Raw genomic sequence first — 18,798 nt, 5'->3', positions numbered from 1 at the left:
TCTCTAACATCTATGCAATTCAAAGATAAATAATACCCTATAAATAAATAAAGACGCAACCTTTACAGCTGCGCCTTTATTATAAATCATTTAATATTCAATTTAGACTTCTGGTAATTCTACCCCAGAGGCGCTCAATTGAGATTTTAGTGCATTTTTAAGATTTTCAAGACCGTCGCCTGTTGTGCTTTCAGCTCTTGCAACCAAAGATGCTTGAGTATTAGAAGCTCTTAGTAGCCACCAACCATCAGCAGTATTCACACGAACACCATCAATTGTGACGACATCGGCTTTTTCAGCTTGCAGACGAGCAGCAACTTCTCTAACCACATCAAATTTGCGATCATCTGGACAATCAAATCGAATTTCAGGCGTAGAAATCGCTTTTGGTAATGACTCTGTAATTTCAGAAAGTGGCCCTTTTAAGCGGCTAACGATATCCAAGGTTCTAACCGCTACATAAAGTGCATCATCAAAACCATACCATTTATCAGCAAAGAAAATATGCCCTGACATTTCCCCACCCAATAATGCTTTGGTTTCTGCCATCTTTGATTTAATCAAAGAATGCCCTGTACACCACATTAATGGATTACCGCCAGCTTTTTTTACTTCCTCAAATAAAATTTGGCTTGCTTTGACATCTGCAATAATGGTCGCGCCTTGATTATCAGGTAAAATATCGCGACTGTAGACGATCATTAACTGATCGCCCCATAAGATATTGCCCTTGTCATCAATAACACCAATACGATCTGCATCACCATCAAACGCGATCCCAATATCAGCCTGGCGTTTAGCCACTTCATCTTGAAGTTGTACTAAATTTTTTGGAACGGTTGGATCTGGGCTATGTGCTGGGAAATTACCATCGATCGTACCGTTCAATACGATATGTTCGCCTGGAAGCTGTTGTACTAATTTTGTTAATACTTCACCAGCAGCACTATTGCTATTATCCCAAACTACCTTTAGCTTACGATCAGTGATACCAAAATCTTTTAAAAGACGTGTGACATACTCATCAACGATATCGACTTTGCGAACACTGCCAATTCCCTCTGGAACAACATCGCCTTTAGCGACTTGAGCGCCAAGTTCTTGGATTTGCTTACCAAAAAAAGATTTTCCAGCCAACATGAATTTCATGCCGTTATATTCTTTTGGATTATGACTGGCTGTTACCATCACCGCGCCATCTGCTTCCATCATTGTGGCAGCATAGTACAACATTGGTGTCGGACCACGACCAATGCGAACAACTTCCAATCCGCATTTTTTTAGTCCATCAACCAAAGCCGCTTCTAAATCAGGTGAACTGACACGTCCATCATAACTAACGACAACTTTTTTGCCATTATTCCGTACGATAAGACTGCCAAAAGCACGTCCGATTGCGTAAGCATCTTCGATGAAAAAAGTTTTGTCATATACACCACGAATATCATATTCACGCAGAATACTGGAATCAATATTTCTTTGATGTTCCATTATTTTTCACCTTCATGAGCATATTTTTTTAAGATTTGACGCATAGAAGATGCCAAATCTGGGCGTTGTAAAGCAAAAGCAATTTGCGCTTCTAAGAAACCAGCTTTACTGCCACAGTCATAACGTGTGCCTTCATAACGCAACCCATGAAACGGCATCTGCCCAATTAATTTTGTCATAGAATCGGTCAATTGCACTTCATTGCCCGCACCGCGTTCCATTTTAGAAAGATGAGACATAATATCTGGCGCCAAAATATAACGACCAATAACGGATAAATTAGAAGGCGCATCTTCTGGTTCTGGTTTCTCAACAACACCAGATACTTTTACTAAATGTCCATCATCTGAAGCGACATCAATAATACCGTAACTTGAGGTTTTTTCTTTTGGCACTTCTGAAACAGCAACAACGTTACCACCGTACTGATTATATACTTCTACCATTTGCGATAAACAGCCACGTTCACTTAAAATCAAATCGTCTGGCAATAATACGGCAAAAGGATCATCCCCTACGAAAGTACGTGCACACCATACTGCATGCCCTAATCCCAAGGGATCTTGTTGGCGCAATGCGGTTAAGGAACCTGCTTGGATGCTTGATGGTTGCAATGCTTCTAAAGCATCTTTTTTACCTTTTTGACGTAATGTATCTTCCAACTCATACGCAACATCAAAGTAATCAATCAAAGAATCTTTACCACGTGCAGTAATCAAACAAAATTGTTCAATGCCAGCAGCTCTTGCTTCGTCAATTGCATATTGAATTAATGGACGATCCACAACAGGCAACATTTCTTTAGGCATAGATTTAGTTGCAGGCAAGAAGCGCGTACCAAATCCAGCAACAGGCAATACAGCCTTACGTAGAGGTTTAATCACAAAATTTTACCTTAATTTAGTTTTCATTTGTATTTAGATATACCAAAAACTGTTAATAGTTTAAAGTATTTTACTTTCTATCTATATTAATAAATATTATATTACACCCATCTATTATCTAAAAAAATTAATAAACACCATACTTTCGATTAAAAATTGGTAGTTTTATAAGAGTTTTAGGACGGTATTCACACATTATTGAATAAAGTTACTATTTGAAATAACGCTCTATTCTATTATTTAAAAGAAAGAAAATAGAGCATTTAAATATAATAATTATAATGATTGTTTAATGGCAATCATTGCAAGATTAACAATTCCACGTGCCGTTGTGCTTTCTGTTAAAATATGTAACGGTTTCGTTGCGCCAAGAGTTATTGGACCAATTTGCAACGCATCACCAACGACACGACTTAGAGAAAGACCTATATTCGCAGAGTCTAAGCAAGGCATAATTAACAAATTAGCATTACCTGTCAAAGGTGAATCATCAATCAGACGATTACGCACCGTTGGACTTAGTGCTGCATCGCCTTGCATCTCACCGTCGATTTCTAATTGAGGATCCTTACTTTTAATCATTTCCAATGCTTCACGCATTTTTTGAGCCGAACCTGACTTACCTGTTCCGAACGAAGAATAAGACAGTAATGCTGCACGTGGGGGAAGACCAAATTTAGAAACTGCTTCGGCAGCCAACAAAGTTAACTCCGCAATTTCTTCCGCAGATGGGTTTAGATTTAAATAGGCATCTCCCATAAATAATACAACATTAGATTGAATCAATGCTGAAATAGTATGAAATTTTTTAACATCGGGACGTCTTGGAATAATTCCTTTTAAATATTTAAAGTGTCGATACCATTCTCCATAACCACCAATTAATGAAACATCAACATGACCCTCTCTTAACAACATAGCAGCCATTACAGATTTACGACGATAAAGTTGTTCATAAGCCAAAGACGGGGGAATCCCTTGCCGTTCAACCAGTTTTTTATAAGGATCTTCCAAAGATTGTAATAATGGATCATTTCTATTAGGTTCGAAAACACCAACATGTTCATCAACACGTAAACTTAAACCAAGACTATTAATTTTTGCCTGAATAAGTTCCTTATTTCCAATGACATACGGTTTAGCAAGCTTATCATTCACTAATGTTTGTATTGCACGTAATACGCGACCGCTTTCCCCTTCTGAAAAAACAATTTTTTTCAATTCAGGTTGTCTACGTACAGCTTCGAAAACAGGCTGCATGACTTGACTGCTACGAAATACAAACTCTTGCAAATGATCGGTATAAGCTTGGAAATCTTCGATCGGTTGTGTAGCAACACCACTATCCATCGCTGCTTTTGCAACGGCTGGGGCAATATGCAAAATTAACCTTGGATCAAAAGGTTTTGGTAAAATATATTCTGAACCAAAAGAAGGCGCATCTCCACCATAAGCAGCAATGACGGCTTCGTTGGCTTCCAAAGTTGCCAATTGTGCCAATGCATATACAGCAGCATGTTGCATTTCTTCATTGATTTGTTTGGCACCAACATCCAAAGCACCGCGGAAAATAAAAGGGAAACATAAAACATTGTTGACTTGGTTCGGATAGTCTGAACGTCCCGTAGCGATAATAGCATCCGTTCTGACTTTTTTGACTTCATTTGGTGTAATCTCTGGCTCTGGATTAGCCAATGCCAGAATAATAGGCTTTGGTGCCATATGCTCCAAATATTCTGGTTTCAATACACCTGCTGCAGATAATCCAAGGAAGATATCGGCCCCATTAATAACTTCTTGTAATTTACGCGCATTCGTTTCCTTGGCATAACGTGCCATGTTTTCTGGCATGTTTGGATCACGACCTTTCCAAACCACACCATCAATATCGGTTAAGGTTACATTTTCAACCTTCAACCCCATACCAACCATCAAATCAACACAAGCCATGGCTGCAGCGCCAGCACCAGAAGTCACCAATTTAACGTCTTCAAGTTTTTTATTTTGTATGCGTAGCGCATTCACCAATGCTGCGGTTACAACAATAGCCGTTCCATGCTGATCATCATGAAATACGGGAATGCTCATTCTAGATTGTAAATTTTTCTCAATTTCAAAACATTCCGGTGCTTTGATATCTTCCAGATTAATCCCACCAAATGTAGGTTCTAATGCAGCAACAACGTTACAAAAATGTTCTGGGTCTGTTGCGTCAACTTCAATATCAAAAACATCAATACCAGCGAATTTTTTAAATAAAACCGCTTTACCTTCCATCACAGGCTTACCTGCTAATGCGCCAATATTCCCTAATCCTAATACTGCCGTACCATTTGAAATAACGGCAACCAGATTACCTCTGGCTGTATATTTACTTGCTAATGAAGGATCTCTTTTAATTTCTAAACACGGAGCGGCCACACCAGGAGAATATGCCAAGGATAAATCACGTTGTGTTGCCATTCTTTTCGTTGGCGTGATCGTTAATTTCCCTGGCTTTGGGTATTGATGATAATCGAGTGCTTCCTGTTTAAATTTTTGATCCATGTTTTCCTCTGTTGATGGTTAAGTTCAAAGCATCACTATATCTTAAAATAGATACAAGAAAAGGAAAATCACTCTTTTTTGACAATTGGAAAATATGGTGCGGTCGAGAAGACTCGAACTTCCACGGGGTTGCCCCCACAAGCACCTCAAGCTTGCGCGTATACCATTCCGCCACGACCGCACATGACAACCATTCTATATGGTGGTATCATCGAATATGGTATCTCTATAACCGATCAAAAGATTTCATGCAATGGCATTTCATCCTATATTTATACAAAAAAGTAAAAAACTTGTTTCCTATCCCAATGCGATACAGCATATGGAACGTTATGTACAAGACATTTATAATGAAAAACAACCGGAATGCTTATGGTTTCTTGAACATCCCCCTTTATATACAGCGGGAACGTCAGCGAAAGATTATGATTTAATCAACACACAAAATTATCCCACTTTTTATACAAATCGCGGTGGGCAATGGACATATCATGGGCCTGGACAACGTATTATCTATATAATGATGGATCTGAGGAAGGATCATCAGGCTTTCCCATCCAGAGATATTCATGCGTTTGTAAATGCTATTGAAGATTGGGTTATCCTAACCCTAAGGCAATTTAATATTCATGCGGAAAAGCGCAAAGATCGTATAGGATTATGGGTCATTGACCCGATCACTAAAAAAGAAGAAAAAATTGCGGCCTTAGGTATCAAATTAACGCGTTGGATCAGTTGGCATGGAATTGCGCTCAATATATCCCCCAATTTAAACGATTATACTGGTATTATTCCCTGTGGATTGGCTGAGTTTGGCGTTACCAGTATGGAAAAATTAGGGGTGAAATGTTCTATGGATGAGGTGGATCAGGTTTTACTTGAACAATGGAATTATATTTTCCCTTATTCACTGCAAGAAAAAAAACTGTTCACATAAGTATTATTGCCCATCAGGATAAGCAAAAAAGGTTGCTGGAACTTGGATCCCTTCTTGAACATTTTCAATATCCATAATGCTGCGCCGTTTTCTTACATCTACTGCTTGCATTTGGCGCAAGGCCAACTTGCCCTCGGCTTCTGTAAATAATAATGTTAATAATCCTTGTGATGGATTATCTGAACTGGCTAATGAGATTTGTAACATTCCATCTTTGTGTTGAATATTTGTGACCAAGATAGGATTAGACAAATGCACAGGTGTTTTAAGCATCAATCCCAACGGGTTACGGGATAATCCGATATGGGTCACAGATTGGTTGCTGAAATCCTTTGCCACCATTTTTTTATCTTTGGCAACCACAACCATTGGAGATGGGTAATCATAATTCAATCTTAATTTACCTGGCTCATAGATAATACGCCCTGTGGATTTTCCCCCATCAGGCCAAGTCTGCGTGAATTGTCCTGTAAATCCTTTGGGATTGTTCAAACTAGATTCCACTTGTGAAATTGCTGTTAGCTCACATGTTGGACGCAATTCTTTTCCACCGTGACAGGCTGCCAATAAGATTGGTAGCAAAAGAAATATGCTTTTTCGCATCCACTTCATGTTATTCCCTCTTTAGTTTTTATTCGATATACTCAAATGCTTTTTAATAAGAACTGTCATCATAGCTGCAATTCCCTTAAAGCAAAACAAATTTGATTATTAAGAGTTTTTCTCTTTCGAATTTTTTTATAAAATTATTATAAAGGCTTAGCCTCTTTTATTTAGAGTAATCACCGTCATAGACATATTGTTTTTTATGATTTTAATATAATATGATATGAGTAGCTTCTTTTACATTTTCAAAATTTAACAATTTCTTATAGAATGACTGCTCATAAAAAACGTTTTCGTGCCTTTGATCCTGATCCTGATTGTCCCAACAATAAATGTTGTGACATGCCTAGTTGCGATCAGCCTGCTGGATATAAAGCCCCCAAATCACGTCAGCAATTAAATGATTATTACTGGTTTTGTTTGGAACATATCAGAGAATACAATAAAAATTGGGATTATTGTAAAGGGATGACCCCCGCTCAAATTGAAAATCATCTCAGAGCTTCGACCGTGTGGGATAAGCCGTCTTGGAAATTGGGACAATTAGGTAAAGCAGATCTTCTAAAGGAACAATATTTCAAAGATTCTTTGGGAGTATTTAAAGACCATCCAGGTTTCAACAATACACAAACCAGTCCACAAGTCCCTAAAGCACCAAAAGAGTTACAGCATTCTTTGAAAACTCTAGAACTAACTTGGCCAATTTCTTTACAGGATTTAAGAAAACGATATACCGTTTTAGCACGCAAATATCATCCCGATACGAACCATAAAGACAAAAGCTTAACGGAACAATTTAAAAATATTAACGCTGCTTACTCACAATTAAGAACTCATTTAATGAATTCTGTTGAAATATAGTCTAATTTATACTTCATTACTTATATGAATGACTGAAAAACCACGCAAAAGGATTGTTAAAGAATGACCGAAAAGCCTGCACAGCCAATACAAGACCTCAACGCTGAACTTCCCTCGACTTCTGTTCTTTCTGAACCTGATGTTCAGTATAATGTCAGAAAGACATTTAATATTGATCTGGATATGGAAGTTCCAGGTTTTTCAATTAAAACGTCCCTAGTCCCTGACCTTGATGCCAGCTATTGCTTTGACAAAGAGATTACTCAAGCCATTTTGGCAGGTTTTCGTTATAATCGCCGTGTTATGGTTCAAGGGTTTCATGGAACTGGAAAATCCTCTCATATCGAACAAATTGCAGCTCGCCTAAACTGGCCTTGCGTTCGTATCAACTTGGACAGCCATATTTCTCGTATTGATCTGATTGGTAAGGACGCTATCGTTCTTAAAGACGGCAAGCAAATTACCCAATTCCAAGAAGGGTTATTGCCTTGGGCATTGGAAAATCCTTGTGCATTGATTTTTGATGAATATGACGCAGGTCGTCCTGACGTCATGTTTGTTATTCAACGTGTCCTTGAAGCCGAAGGAAAGTTAACTTTATTAGACCAAAATAGAGTTATTCGCCCCAACCCTTATTTCCGCTTATTTGCCACCGCCAACACGATTGGTCTAGGCGACACAACGGGGCTTTATCATGGCACTCAACAAATTAACCAAGGGCAAATGGATCGTTGGAGCATCGTTGCAACCTTGAACTACCTACCCCATGAACAAGAATCCAAGATTATTATGTCTAAAATGGGAGTTACCAAAGACGATCATGAATCAACACAAATGATCGATTCAATGGTGGCATTAGCAAACTTGACACGTAATGGCTTTGCAACAGGTGAAATCTCTACCGTAATGTCTCCAAGAACAGTCATTACTTGGGCAGAAAATTTTGAGATATTCAAAGATTTACCCCTTGCTTTCCGTCTGACATTTCTTAACAAATGTGACGAAGCAGAACGTCAGACAGTTGCAGAATATTATCAACGCTGCTTTAATACTAATCCCTTAATTGCTGACTTAATCTAACTTAATCTATCACAGGAGGAACTTATGTCAGAAGAGTCCAAAACACCCAAATCTTCCCCTCAACTTCCTCCAGATAACAATGAGTATAACCCCGAACAATTTAAACAAGCCACGATCGGGGTGATTCATGCACTCAGTGGCCGTCAAGATACAAACATCCATTTTTATTCTGGATCTTCTTTACGCAATCACACCCCACAAAATACAATCAATCCAAGTTCTGTGCATCTACCGACCCCACCTGAAATTCATGATCCCATCATGATGAACCAGTTACGGGGCGCAGCAGATGCAATTGCGTTAAGATTAAAATATCACAACCAAAAATTACACGAAACAACTCAACCCACAATCGCCGATGCCAGAGTTGCATTCGACGCATTGGAACAAGTTCGTGTTGAGGCATTAGGAAGTCGATACATGCAAGGGGTGGCAGCTAACTTACGATCTGTTCAAGAATATAACAGCCATGCCGAAGGGCATGCACGAATGGACAAAGCCGAACAACTGCCTCCTCAAACAGCATTAGCACTAATAGCCAGAGAAAAGTTGACGGGTGAACCTGTTCCAAAAGCTTCTCGACGCATTGTTCAACTATGGCGCAATCGCTTAACAAAAAGTGGTGAAGAAGCACTGGACCAAATGGTTCAGCATATGAACAGTCAAAAAGATTATGCTGCGGCATCTCAACAATTATTAACAGCCTATCAGCTTATGGAAGAGTTAGAGGAAAAAGAACAAGATTCCTCTAATGACCAAGAGAATGAAAATCCAGATTCTTCTGAAACATCAGATAATCCTTCGGAAGAGAATACACAAGAAGAACAAGAGCAAGAACAACCAGAAGAACAATCCCCTCAGGTCGCCCAAGGGATCGATAGTAATGACTCTTCTGATGCTGATGAAGGGGAAGGATTCGAAACACAAGACACCCCTGCTGGCCCCAAAGAAGGTGAATTGCCGCCTTTAAGTGAAGTGGAAGATGCTAGGTATCATATTTATACCAAAAAATTTGATGAAATCATTTCTGCCGATCAAGTTTGTAACGCGGAAGAGTTAGCATTCCTAAGACAACAACTCGATCAACAACTCCAAACAATGCAGAATATTATTGCGAAGCTTGCCAATCGTCTGCAACGTAAACTCATGGCACAACAAAGACGACGGTGGAATTTCGATCAAGAAGAAGGGTTATTAGATGCCAGCAAGCTGCCTCGCATTATCACTAATCCTATGTATTCGCTGAGTTATAAATATGAACAAGAAACAGAGTTTAAAGATACCGTCGTTACTTTGTTAATTGATAATTCTGGTTCTATGCGGGGTAAACCCATTACGATTGCAGCCATGTGTGGCGATATCTTAGCCAGAACCTTGGAACGTTGTGCTATCAAGGTCGAAGTTTTAGGCTTCACTACCCGTGCATGGAAAGGCGGGCGCAGCCGTGAAGAATGGCTTAAAAATGGTAAACCTGCGCAACCAGGTCGTTTAAATGATTTGCGTCATATTATTTATAAATCCGCCGATCAACCTTGGCGACATGCACGTAAAAACCTGGGATTAATGTTACAAGAAGGATTACTCAAAGAAAATATCGATGGAGAAGCCTTGCATTGGGCTTGGCAACGCCTCCGCGCTCGTCCAGAAAAGCGTAAAATCCTGATGATTATTTCCGATGGTGCGCCAGTCGATGACAGCACTTTGTCCAGTAATAATCCAGATTATTTGGAAATGCATTTACGACGTATGATTGCTCGCATTGAATCTCAACCTGACATTGAACTCACCGCTATTGGCATTGGGCATGATGTCACTCGATACTACCAAAATGCCGTCACCATCACGAATGCTGAACAATTAGGTGGCACAATGATGCAAGAGTTGGCGGCACTGTTTGATTCTAAAAACCCAAAGCAACGATGATATTCATAATAAAATAGAGGCAATCTGAGAAAAGACGATTCAAAAGAATACTATTTACATGATATTAATCGCCTTTATATAAACGACCATGACACATACCAAAAAAAAGACCTATACCGAATTATCAGAAATAGGTCTATACAATTATTTATTTAAAATCATTTTTGATAATTGCTTCAATATTACGTTCTGCTAATGCTGAAATTGTTAAGCTAGGATTAACAAGCCCAGTATTTCCCGGAATTAAGGCTCCGTCCATAACATATAGTTTCTTATAGCTTTTTACACGCCCATAATTATCTGTTGCCTCACCGATGTTAACCCCTCCTAAAGGATGTGCTGTAAAGTCTGCACGCACATCATCAATAATCAAAGGTACTCCTGGAACGGCCAAAGAATGTTTAGCAATCTTATCATTTAACTTTCTGATTGCGGTTTCTGTTTCAGAAGAATTAGCTTTCGTCCATAACAAGTCAACTTTGCCCGTTTTTGAATTATATTGAAAATTAGCACGGGATTTATTATAACACATTCCCAAAGAACCAACGATCCCAATATTCACAGGAATACCTGGAGCATACCAATTTTCCAAAGTAACGGGGATGCCTGCAATTGTTTCATCATCAACTTTAGATGCACATGGTGCTGCCTGAACAAGCCCTTCTGAAAATGACATAGATCGAACAACAATAGCATCACCATTTGTTCCCCATGCTTTACCCACATAAGAATTTAACAAAGGAAGTGTTTTAAGTGCCTTTGCTTTTACAAGCAATTCAGACGTTCCAATAGAACCTGCTGCCATAAAGAGATAATCACATGTTAACCTATAACGATCTATCTCATCACCTTGAGGATTTAATTTTTTTACATCAATTTCATAAATACCCCCTTTATAAGAAATATTTTCGACTTGATGTCCTGGATATATCGTGGCTAGACCACTATCTTGAGCATATTTTAAATAATTTTGCGTTAAATCGAATTTAGCACCATTACTATTTCCCAGTGTACTTTCACCAACAATAGCTGATTTCCTGACTTTTCCATTAAGTTCATCACGAATAACATCCCAATTAAAAACAGAATCAACTGAATAAGGGCGATATCCTGCTCTAACACTTTGGCTATCCCATACACGAGAATGCCCAAATGGACTCGACTTATAAATATCATCAGGCATTGGATTTAGATTTAACATTTTTCTAACTAATGGATAGTATTTTTTATCCATTTCATCGTAACTAATCTTACCCTTGAATAAAGCATCAAAATATTTTTTTTCAGGCTGAATCATAACACCTGTATAAATAATGGATCCTCCGCCAACACAAGCACCACGCCACACGTCAATATTTTCGTAACTGGTAACATCCATAACCCCACCAAAATCATCAACAATAGCAGGCAACCCACTTAATTGCTTAAGCTTTGTTTTATGCCAATACCCTCGACCATCGGGTAAAACTTCATTCGTAAAGATTTCTCTATCTTTAGAAATAGGCCAATATGATCCTCTTTCTAAAATTGTAGAGGCAATACCTGCTTGTGCAAGACGCCAAGCAGTAATAGCACCACCAAAACCTGAGCCGATAATCAATGCTTTGGAATGCGTAGGAGGCTTAGGAATATCTTTAAATATTTCAGGAACTAATTCTTTATATTTACAATCACGGTTAAAAATTGTCATTTAAATTTACCTTATAAAATAATTTTCTTAAATAAAATGCATTTAATTACTATTAAATAAATGCATTTATATTATATCAATTATTTTGGTAAAATGAAATTATTATTTAAACGTCATTATTTTTAAATAGGTATATTTATAATTACAATAAATATACCTTATTTTACTTTACAATCAACTACTCTACTATGCTTTTAGAGTGTCAATAAAATATCCTATACGTTTACAAGCTTCTTCCAACACCGCATCGTCCGCAGCATAAGAAATCCGCAAATATGGGCTTAACCCAAAAGCATGGCCTGGAACGACAGCAACATATTGCTCTTCTAGCAAAGCTTCGGCAAAATCTTGATCATTCTCAATTTTACGTCCGCCTGCACTGGTTTTACCAAGGCAGCCTTTGATCCCAGGATAGACATAAAATGCCCCTTGAGGCACGGCACAGGTCACACCAGGCATGTTTGAGAAAGCCTCTTTCATCATAATACGACGACGATCGTAGGCTTGTCTCATTTCCTCGACATCCTTCGCACAATGATGCAAGGCTGCGGTTGCAGCAGCCTGACTGATACTGGATGCGCCTGAGGTCGAATTGCTTTGAATCTTCATCATCGCTTTGATCAAGCGTTTCGGGCCACCCGCATATCCCACACGCCAGCCAGGCATCGCAAAGGTTTTTGATGCACCATTAGCGGTTAAAATCCGATCCTTTAAATCGGGTGCTAAGGCTGCCAACGAATAGTGAACTGCCCCGTCAAAGATCAGATGTTCATATATTTCATCCGCAAACATCCAAATTTGAGGATAATCGCGCAAGACTTCTGCGATCTCCAGCAAATCTTGCTTTGACCAAACCGCACCCGTAGGATTACTGGGAGAGTTGATAATCAGCCATTTAGTTTTATTGGTTATAACTTTGCGTAAATTTGCTGCTTTCAAAGAAAAATTATTTTCTTCTGAACACATTACATTAACAGGAGTGCCACCTAAAAACTTTGCCATAATTGGATAGCTTGTCCAATAAGGCGCAGGAACAATCACTTCATCCCCAGGATTTAACGTTGCCATCAATGCATTAAATAAAATCTGCTTGGCACCATTTGCCACCATGATTTCATCCAACGCATAATCCAAGCCGTTTTCAAGTTTGAATTTCTTTTGAACAGCCTGTTTTAACGCTAACACACCATCAATCGGTGTATATTTTGTCTTCCCCTCTAATGCAGCCTCATAAGCAGCATCACATGCCACTCTGGGGGTGAAGAAATCAGGTTGCCCCAAGGCAAGGGAAATCACATCCTTGCCTTGTGCGGCCAGTTCTCTGGCACGCATAGACATGGCAATGGTTGCTGGGGCTTCGAACCCTTCCATTCTCAAAGAAAGGCTTGGCTCAGTTTGTGAAGAGTTAACAGCCATAAATAAACCTATTTCGTTCTATTGAAGATTCATACAAAATTGTTTAATCCGCGTGCATGCTTCTTTTAACAATTCAGTGCTGGTCGCATACGAAATACGAAAATAACCTTCCATCATAAAGGCTGCTCCATGAACTGCTGCTACGCCCTCTTCTTCAAGCAGAGCGGTTACAAAAGATTCACTATCTACAATCTTAACACCACTCTTTGATGTTTTACCAATGCAGTCATGAATAGATGGAAATAAATAAAAGGCACCTTCTGGTTTTATACAGCTTAGACCTGGAGTAGCATTGAGTTGCTCCAAAACAATATCACGACGTTTTTGATAGGTGCTGGTCATATCTTGTATAAAGTCTTGAGGTCCTGAAACTGCTTCAATCGTTGCCGCTTGGCTAATTGAGCAAGCATTAGTGGTCGATTGCCCTTGAAGCTTCATCATTGCTTTGATAAATTCTACTGGAGCAGCAGCATAACCAATACGCCATCCTGTCATAGAATAAGCTTTGGATACGCCATTCATTGTCACAGTGCGTTCTTTTAATTTTGGCTCGACTTGAACGATTGTAGAAGCAACAAACCCATCATACGTCAATTTCGCATATATATCGTCTGTCAGAATCCATACATTTGGGAATTCTAATAAAACATCACATAATGCCCGCAACTCTTCTTTAGAATATGTTACACCTGTGGGGTTGCAAGGAGAATTAATAATTAACCATTTTGTTTTTTCTGTAATTGCTTCTCTTAATTGTTGAGGTTGCAATTTAAATCCTGTCGTCTTTTCGTCACAAACCACCATTACAGGCTTGCCCCCAGCCAACGTCACAATATCTGGATAAGAGACCCAACAAGGGGTTGGAATGATAACTTCGTCTTCAGAGTTGATGCTGGCCATCATCGCATTAAAAATAACTTGCTTACCGCCAGAGGAAACCGCTACTTCATCAGCTGTATAATCCAAACCATAATCTGTATTCAAACGATTTGCGATAGCTTGACGAACTTGTAAGGTTCCTCCGACATCTGTATATTTCGTTTGTCCAGTTTGAATAGCTCTGATCCCTGCTTGGCTGATATTCTCGGGAGTGCCAAAATCAGGTTCACCTGCAGAAAGGCTGATAATATCACGTCCTTTTGCCTTCATCTCACGCGCTTTAGCAGAAATAACCAATGTTTGACTTGGCTGTATTTGTTTTAGACGATCTGATATAATATCCATTCTAACCATTCCAAATGTAACAAGAATTCTTATATTGACTTGAAATACAAGAAAAATAACTTCTTTTTAAAATTTACTGTTTTTTGGTATAAAACAATAAAGATTGAATCTATATAAATTCTTAATTTTCATCAACTAGACAAAATATCATATTTAAGAATTTCATAGTTAAATAATAGCGTATATCCTGCTTTATCAATATATACAAAGCAAATGCTAAATATAAAATATTTCATTATATAATTATGATATATTAAAATGATTATGATATTTTCTGTATTCAAAGAGTGGCGCTGTGACTGATATTGCCTGTTTAACCAATGATATTGTAAATTTTGTAGCTTCTAACAAAGATTTCGTTCCGCCTGTGTTATTAGATCACTCTTTACAAAACATCACTCCTATTATTGAAGGTTTTCAACAAAACCCAAGTAGCGTTAATAATATTAAAGAATTAGCCAAATACTGCGCTTTTCACCAAAACTATGCACTAGCAGTTCAATTGCTAGACTGGGCAATAAAATTATATCCAAACCAATGTGAATATCATTATTTTCAAGCGGTTCTTTACTTTAAACAACAAAATATTCCTGCAACAATGCGAGGAATCGAAAAAATGTTACAAAGCATGCAAACCTCTGAGACCCAAAGAAAGCATATTTTGAACCGTTTACAGGATGAAAATTTTAAAAAACACTGTGTATTTTTCATAGATAGCCTCTTGAAAGAATTTAATTTACCTCTCACTCAAAGAGACTTTAATATATTCGTATTGCCCTATGATTTAACAAATAAAAATCAAATTATACAATATTACTATAGCATTTATTTTGTGATGTTTTGTAATACATTAAAGTGGATAGATAACGGCCAGTTAACGACATTATTAGAGATTGAATGTGATAAAAATGGTGCCAGTCCGTGGTATCATTTATGTATGGGCAGGCTTGCTTGGATATTACAGGACCGAAAACAAGCTGACTTGCATTTTAAACAAGCTAAAAAACTTTCTATTGAACAAAATATTATTTTTACCACAGCGGACTGTGGCATCTATACATGGTTGTCTGATGAGGAAATAAACAAATTTCCATCACTTCAAGAGGGCAATGATCCATTTCAATTAAAAATGTGGCAATGGTCTTATGCTGACTTAAAAGGGAATCATCCTGACACCTCTATTATCTTAGGGTGTGATTTTAAATATTTTAGATATTTTCCTAAATTTCTTTTTTCATTGCTTAAAGCTCATGTGCAAAACAACTATCAGGAAAAGACTGTCATCAGTATATGTCTTGATAATCCATCCCCAGAACAAATCAGATTTTTACGCAAGACCGCAGCGCATATTCATCTCTATATTCCTAATTTTTATTTAACCTTCGGTTATGGATTATGCCCTTATCAAGATGGGGCTTATTTTGCAAGTATTCGTTATTTATTTGCCCCAGAATTATTTGAACTTTATCCAACTCAAACCTTTATTATCGATATTGATGCGTTTGCTTACCCAGATTTTTATACCAGATTGCAAGACATCAAAACTAAATATGATTTTGGCTTGCGTATTTATGCGTTTGATCAAAAAGGCAATCAAATCTCGGGAGAGCCATGGTGTCTCGGAGCAGGTATCTTATATCTCGGCGATTTAGAAAAAACCAAGTTCATTTTACAATTCTTAAAACAATATGTAAATTACGCCTATGATCCAAAAAATCCGCTCAATTGGTGTATCGATCAATGTGCCCTTGTCCAAGCTTTTAACTATTACATCAAGCCACATTGGAATCAACTCAGAGTTACTGATATCGATCACAATCCACCTTTTCTTCTATCGCATATTATTGGAGAAAAAGATGATTTCTATAATTATGAAGGTATAATTGATATCGATAATTTTCAAGAAGTTTTAGAACAGTTAACTCATTAAATATTATGAAAATATAAAGGAATATGTAATGAATAAATCTTTAGCTGCCAGTGTTTCTCCCGCGTTATACTCTACCAAAGCCAACGCACGAATATTTACCTTGACCAGTACGGAACATAATATTGAGGTCGGAGATTGGAAAATCGACAGCACACAATTGGGCATTATCGATACTTATTTTACAATTGAGCAAAAAATTCTCCATGGTGGCAAACAAGAAGGCTCCAAGATTATTATACTCACCAGCCCCAATGGATTAACCATTACTCTCAGCCCAACCAGAGGGATGAGTATTATGAATGTCACAGGTAAAGAAATGCGCTTTGGTTGGGATTCTCCAGTTAAAGAAGTCGTTAATCCTGCCTTTATTAATCTTGAGAGCCGCAACGGTGCTGGATGGCTAGAAGGATTTAACGAAATGATGGTCCGATGTGGCTTTGAATGGGCAGGTCATCCAGGAATTGAAAATGGAGAGATGCTGACCTTACATGGCAAAGCAGGCAATACGCCAGCTTCTGAAGTCGAAATTGAAATCAGTGAAATAGCACCTTATGAAATCAAAGTCAGAGGTTTAATCGAAGAAAGCACCTTTAAAAAAGCTGATTTGCAAACCATTGCGGAACTTTCCTATATTCCTGATACTTACAATTTTACGATCCATGATCGTTTAACCAATCATGCGGATTACCCTCGTGACTATCAAATTATGTATCACAGCAATTTCAGCAAACCATTATTGGAAAAAGATGCACAGTTTATCGCCCCAATTAAAGAAATTAGCCCTTTTAATGATTACGCGCAAAAAGGTTTGCAAGATTGGGCAACTTACTTAGAACCTACCAAGAATTTTGACGAAATGGTTTTTAACATCGTTCCTTATAGTGATGCCAATGGTTACACTCTAGCAGCTTTACATAACAAAGATGCAAATAAAGGCGTTTCAATAGAATTTAATACTAATGAACTTCCCTACTTAACTCTTTGGAAGAATACAGATACAGAAAAACAAGGTTACGTCACTGGTATCGAACCTGGCACAAATTACGCCTATGCCACTAGCATAGAACGTGAACAAGGGCGTATTCGCCAAATAAAACCAGGACAAACTATACAATTTAAAATTAGGTATAGTGCTTTGATGAACAGAGAAGCTGTTAATACAGTAAAAGGAACAGTTACTAATATCCAGGGCAACCAAAATACAACTTCTATCCAAACACCAATCGCTAAAGAATAGAGAACATCTGCATTGGATATGGATATCTATATCCAATAAAATTTTCGATGGAGTTTAACTTTATAAGCGTCGCAAACTAACAGCATTCTTTTAAATATTCTTTGTTGCAATAAAATAATAAAAATATTCAAAATTATATAATAGCTCTATATCGATATCGAAGTGATCACTCGAACTCGATAACCTAGAATAGGGACTATCTTGAAAACTAAGGTAAAACCTTGTTCAGACTATAAACTTGATAATCTTATCACAGATTATTACCAACATGAACTGATAGACAAAAAATCTAGACTCAAATTCAATACCAACATTTTAGCTATCAACCTTATCAATATTAACGAGGTCTCATCAGCTTTTCTATCCAGCTTATAAAATTTTAGACTTGCAAGCTCAAAAACAAGTCTGGACGGTGAATTTGGTATTGTAACCATAGAGCCTCACTCACGAGTAACATCAATAATTATGGTCAATACACTTGGCAGCGTCTTGGAATTGAATTCGAGATACAAATTGTGAAGCAATTGACCTGTCACCGCATATTATTGTTTTATTGAAAAAAACACTGAGAATTTAACTCACTAGGACAACTTGTAGTTAAAAAAAGGATCGTCAAGTAACATCAACACAATTGGCATGACTGTTGCTGCATACGGGATAATTATTATAAATGGACTTAATGATTCTGAAATCGATATTTTGAGTGGATATGAATTATACCAATAAGTTAATAGCTAATTTCACTTTTGTAGCAGTCACAGATAATTCAGAACTAAGAGACGCTTCCTCCAAATGTAAAAAACAAGTTTCCAGACGATCAAATATAAATCTAAATAGCGACCTATTTGTAATGATTATCTATCAATCTATGAAAACATAATATCGTCACTATCTGTGCTTTAAACTGATGATATTTGGAGTATTGGGAGCGGGGAGAGGATTTGAACCTCTGACCTTCAGGTTATGAGCCTG

The 18,798-nt window shown here is 37.8% G+C and carries 13 protein-coding genes and 1 tRNA gene; 6 read left to right on the top strand and 8 right to left on the bottom strand.

Translation table 11 applies throughout. The features are described from left to right. Positions 1 to 102 precede the first annotated feature (102 nt). The 4 genes from pgmG to PQG52_RS10480 all read right to left on the bottom strand — a co-directional run bounded on the left by pgmG (position 103) and on the right by PQG52_RS10480 (position 5,103). Positions 103 to 1,491 (bottom strand): phosphoglucomutase/phosphomannomutase PgmG, encoded by a 1,389-nt coding sequence (gene pgmG, locus PQG52_RS10495; RefSeq protein ID WP_271829432.1) that lies wholly within the window; start codon positions 1,489 to 1,491, stop codon positions 103 to 105. After that, positions 1,491 to 2,375: a UTP--glucose-1-phosphate uridylyltransferase GalU gene (gene galU, locus PQG52_RS10490; RefSeq protein WP_271790395.1), complete on the bottom strand. Its 885-nt coding sequence runs from the start codon at positions 2,373 to 2,375 to the stop codon at positions 1,491 to 1,493. Before galU ends, pgmG begins: the two co-directional genes overlap by 1 nt. A 276-nt stretch (positions 2,376 to 2,651) precedes the next feature. Next, positions 2,652 to 4,922 carry an NADP-dependent malic enzyme gene (locus PQG52_RS10485; RefSeq protein ID WP_271829431.1) on the bottom strand — a complete coding sequence of 757 codons (2,271 nt, stop codon included), beginning with the start codon at positions 4,920 to 4,922 and terminating at the stop codon, positions 2,652 to 2,654. Positions 4,923 to 5,017: 95 nt separating this feature from the next. Continuing rightward, a tRNA-Leu gene (locus PQG52_RS10480) sits at positions 5,018 to 5,103 on the bottom strand. 72 nt (positions 5,104 to 5,175) lie between these two features. Here PQG52_RS10480 and lipB point away from each other — a divergent pair. After that, on the top strand, positions 5,176 to 5,859 hold the full coding sequence (gene lipB, locus PQG52_RS10475; protein ID WP_271829430.1) for a lipoyl(octanoyl) transferase LipB: 684 nt from the start codon (positions 5,176 to 5,178) through the stop codon (positions 5,857 to 5,859). Between the two features lie 3 nt (positions 5,860 to 5,862). Here lipB and PQG52_RS10470 read toward each other — a convergent pair whose 3' ends face one another. After that, a complete protein-coding gene (locus tag PQG52_RS10470; protein ID WP_271829429.1) occupies positions 5,863 to 6,471 on the bottom strand; it encodes a LolA family protein in 609 nt (202 codons plus the stop codon). Positions 6,472 to 6,735: 264 nt separating this feature from the next. Between PQG52_RS10470 and PQG52_RS10465 the strand changes: the two genes are divergently transcribed. The 3 genes from PQG52_RS10465 to PQG52_RS10455 all read left to right on the top strand — a co-directional run bounded on the left by PQG52_RS10465 (position 6,736) and on the right by PQG52_RS10455 (position 10,329). Further along, positions 6,736 to 7,326 carry a J domain-containing protein gene (locus PQG52_RS10465; RefSeq protein WP_271829427.1) on the top strand — a complete coding sequence of 197 codons (591 nt, stop codon included), beginning with the start codon at positions 6,736 to 6,738 and terminating at the stop codon, positions 7,324 to 7,326. Between the two features lie 63 nt (positions 7,327 to 7,389). Further along, positions 7,390 to 8,406 (top strand): AAA family ATPase, encoded by a 1,017-nt coding sequence (locus PQG52_RS10460; protein ID WP_271829426.1) that lies wholly within the window; start codon positions 7,390 to 7,392, stop codon positions 8,404 to 8,406. Positions 8,407 to 8,430: 24 nt separating this feature from the next. Next, the gene (locus tag PQG52_RS10455; protein WP_271829425.1) at positions 8,431 to 10,329 is read left to right on the top strand and encodes a cobaltochelatase CobT-related protein; all 1,899 of its coding nucleotides are present in this window, start codon (positions 8,431 to 8,433) and stop codon (positions 10,327 to 10,329) included. Positions 10,330 to 10,477: 148 nt separating this feature from the next. On the opposite strand, the gene PQG52_RS10450 is transcribed toward PQG52_RS10455, so the two are convergent. The 3 genes from PQG52_RS10450 to PQG52_RS10440 all read right to left on the bottom strand — a co-directional run bounded on the left by PQG52_RS10450 (position 10,478) and on the right by PQG52_RS10440 (position 14,659). Then, on the bottom strand, positions 10,478 to 12,019 hold the full coding sequence (locus PQG52_RS10450) for a GMC oxidoreductase (protein WP_271829424.1): 1,542 nt from the start codon (positions 12,017 to 12,019) through the stop codon (positions 10,478 to 10,480). A 186-nt stretch (positions 12,020 to 12,205) separates the two neighbouring features. Next, on the bottom strand, positions 12,206 to 13,435 hold the full coding sequence (locus PQG52_RS10445; protein ID WP_271829423.1) for a pyridoxal phosphate-dependent aminotransferase: 1,230 nt from the start codon (positions 13,433 to 13,435) through the stop codon (positions 12,206 to 12,208). Between the two features lie 18 nt (positions 13,436 to 13,453). Beyond that, positions 13,454 to 14,659 (bottom strand): pyridoxal phosphate-dependent aminotransferase, encoded by a 1,206-nt coding sequence (locus PQG52_RS10440; protein ID WP_271829422.1) that lies wholly within the window; start codon positions 14,657 to 14,659, stop codon positions 13,454 to 13,456. Between the two features lie 295 nt (positions 14,660 to 14,954). On the opposite strand from PQG52_RS10440, the gene PQG52_RS10435 reads away from it, so the two are divergent. Next, positions 14,955 to 16,589, top strand: a complete 1,635-nt coding sequence (locus PQG52_RS10435; protein WP_271829421.1) for a tetratricopeptide repeat protein — start codon at positions 14,955 to 14,957, stop codon at positions 16,587 to 16,589. A 28-nt stretch (positions 16,590 to 16,617) separates the two neighbouring features. After that, the gene (locus PQG52_RS10430) at positions 16,618 to 17,826 is read left to right on the top strand and encodes an aldose 1-epimerase family protein (protein WP_271829419.1); all 1,209 of its coding nucleotides are present in this window, start codon (positions 16,618 to 16,620) and stop codon (positions 17,824 to 17,826) included. The last annotated feature ends 972 nt before the right edge of the window (positions 17,827 to 18,798 follow it).

This window comes from Commensalibacter communis (assembly GCF_947179105.1).
Lineage (GTDB): Bacteria > Pseudomonadota > Alphaproteobacteria > Acetobacterales > Acetobacteraceae > Commensalibacter > Commensalibacter communis.
This window is presented reverse-complemented; position numbering and strand designations above follow the sequence as displayed.

Coding starts and splice junctions, on each gene's coding strand:
- lipB (WP_271829430.1), top strand. CDS start 5,176: ATGGCATTTCATCCTATATTTATACAAAAAAGTAAAAAACTTGTTTCC.
- PQG52_RS10460 (WP_271829426.1), top strand. CDS start 7,390: ATGACCGAAAAGCCTGCACAGCCAATACAAGACCTCAACGCTGAACTT.
- PQG52_RS10455 (WP_271829425.1), top strand. CDS start 8,431: ATGTCAGAAGAGTCCAAAACACCCAAATCTTCCCCTCAACTTCCTCCA.
- PQG52_RS10445 (WP_271829423.1), bottom strand. CDS start 13,435: ATGGCTGTTAACTCTTCACAAACTGAGCCAAGCCTTTCTTTGAGAATG.
- PQG52_RS10470 (WP_271829429.1), bottom strand. CDS start 6,471: ATGAAGTGGATGCGAAAAAGCATATTTCTTTTGCTACCAATCTTATTG.
- PQG52_RS10440 (WP_271829422.1), bottom strand. CDS start 14,659: ATGGATATTATATCAGATCGTCTAAAACAAATACAGCCAAGTCAAACA.
- pgmG (WP_271829432.1), bottom strand. CDS start 1,491: ATGGAACATCAAAGAAATATTGATTCCAGTATTCTGCGTGAATATGAT.
- PQG52_RS10430 (WP_271829419.1), top strand. CDS start 16,618: ATGAATAAATCTTTAGCTGCCAGTGTTTCTCCCGCGTTATACTCTACC.
- PQG52_RS10465 (WP_271829427.1), top strand. CDS start 6,736: ATGACTGCTCATAAAAAACGTTTTCGTGCCTTTGATCCTGATCCTGAT.
- PQG52_RS10485 (WP_271829431.1), bottom strand. CDS start 4,922: ATGGATCAAAAATTTAAACAGGAAGCACTCGATTATCATCAATACCCA.
- PQG52_RS10450 (WP_271829424.1), bottom strand. CDS start 12,019: ATGACAATTTTTAACCGTGATTGTAAATATAAAGAATTAGTTCCTGAA.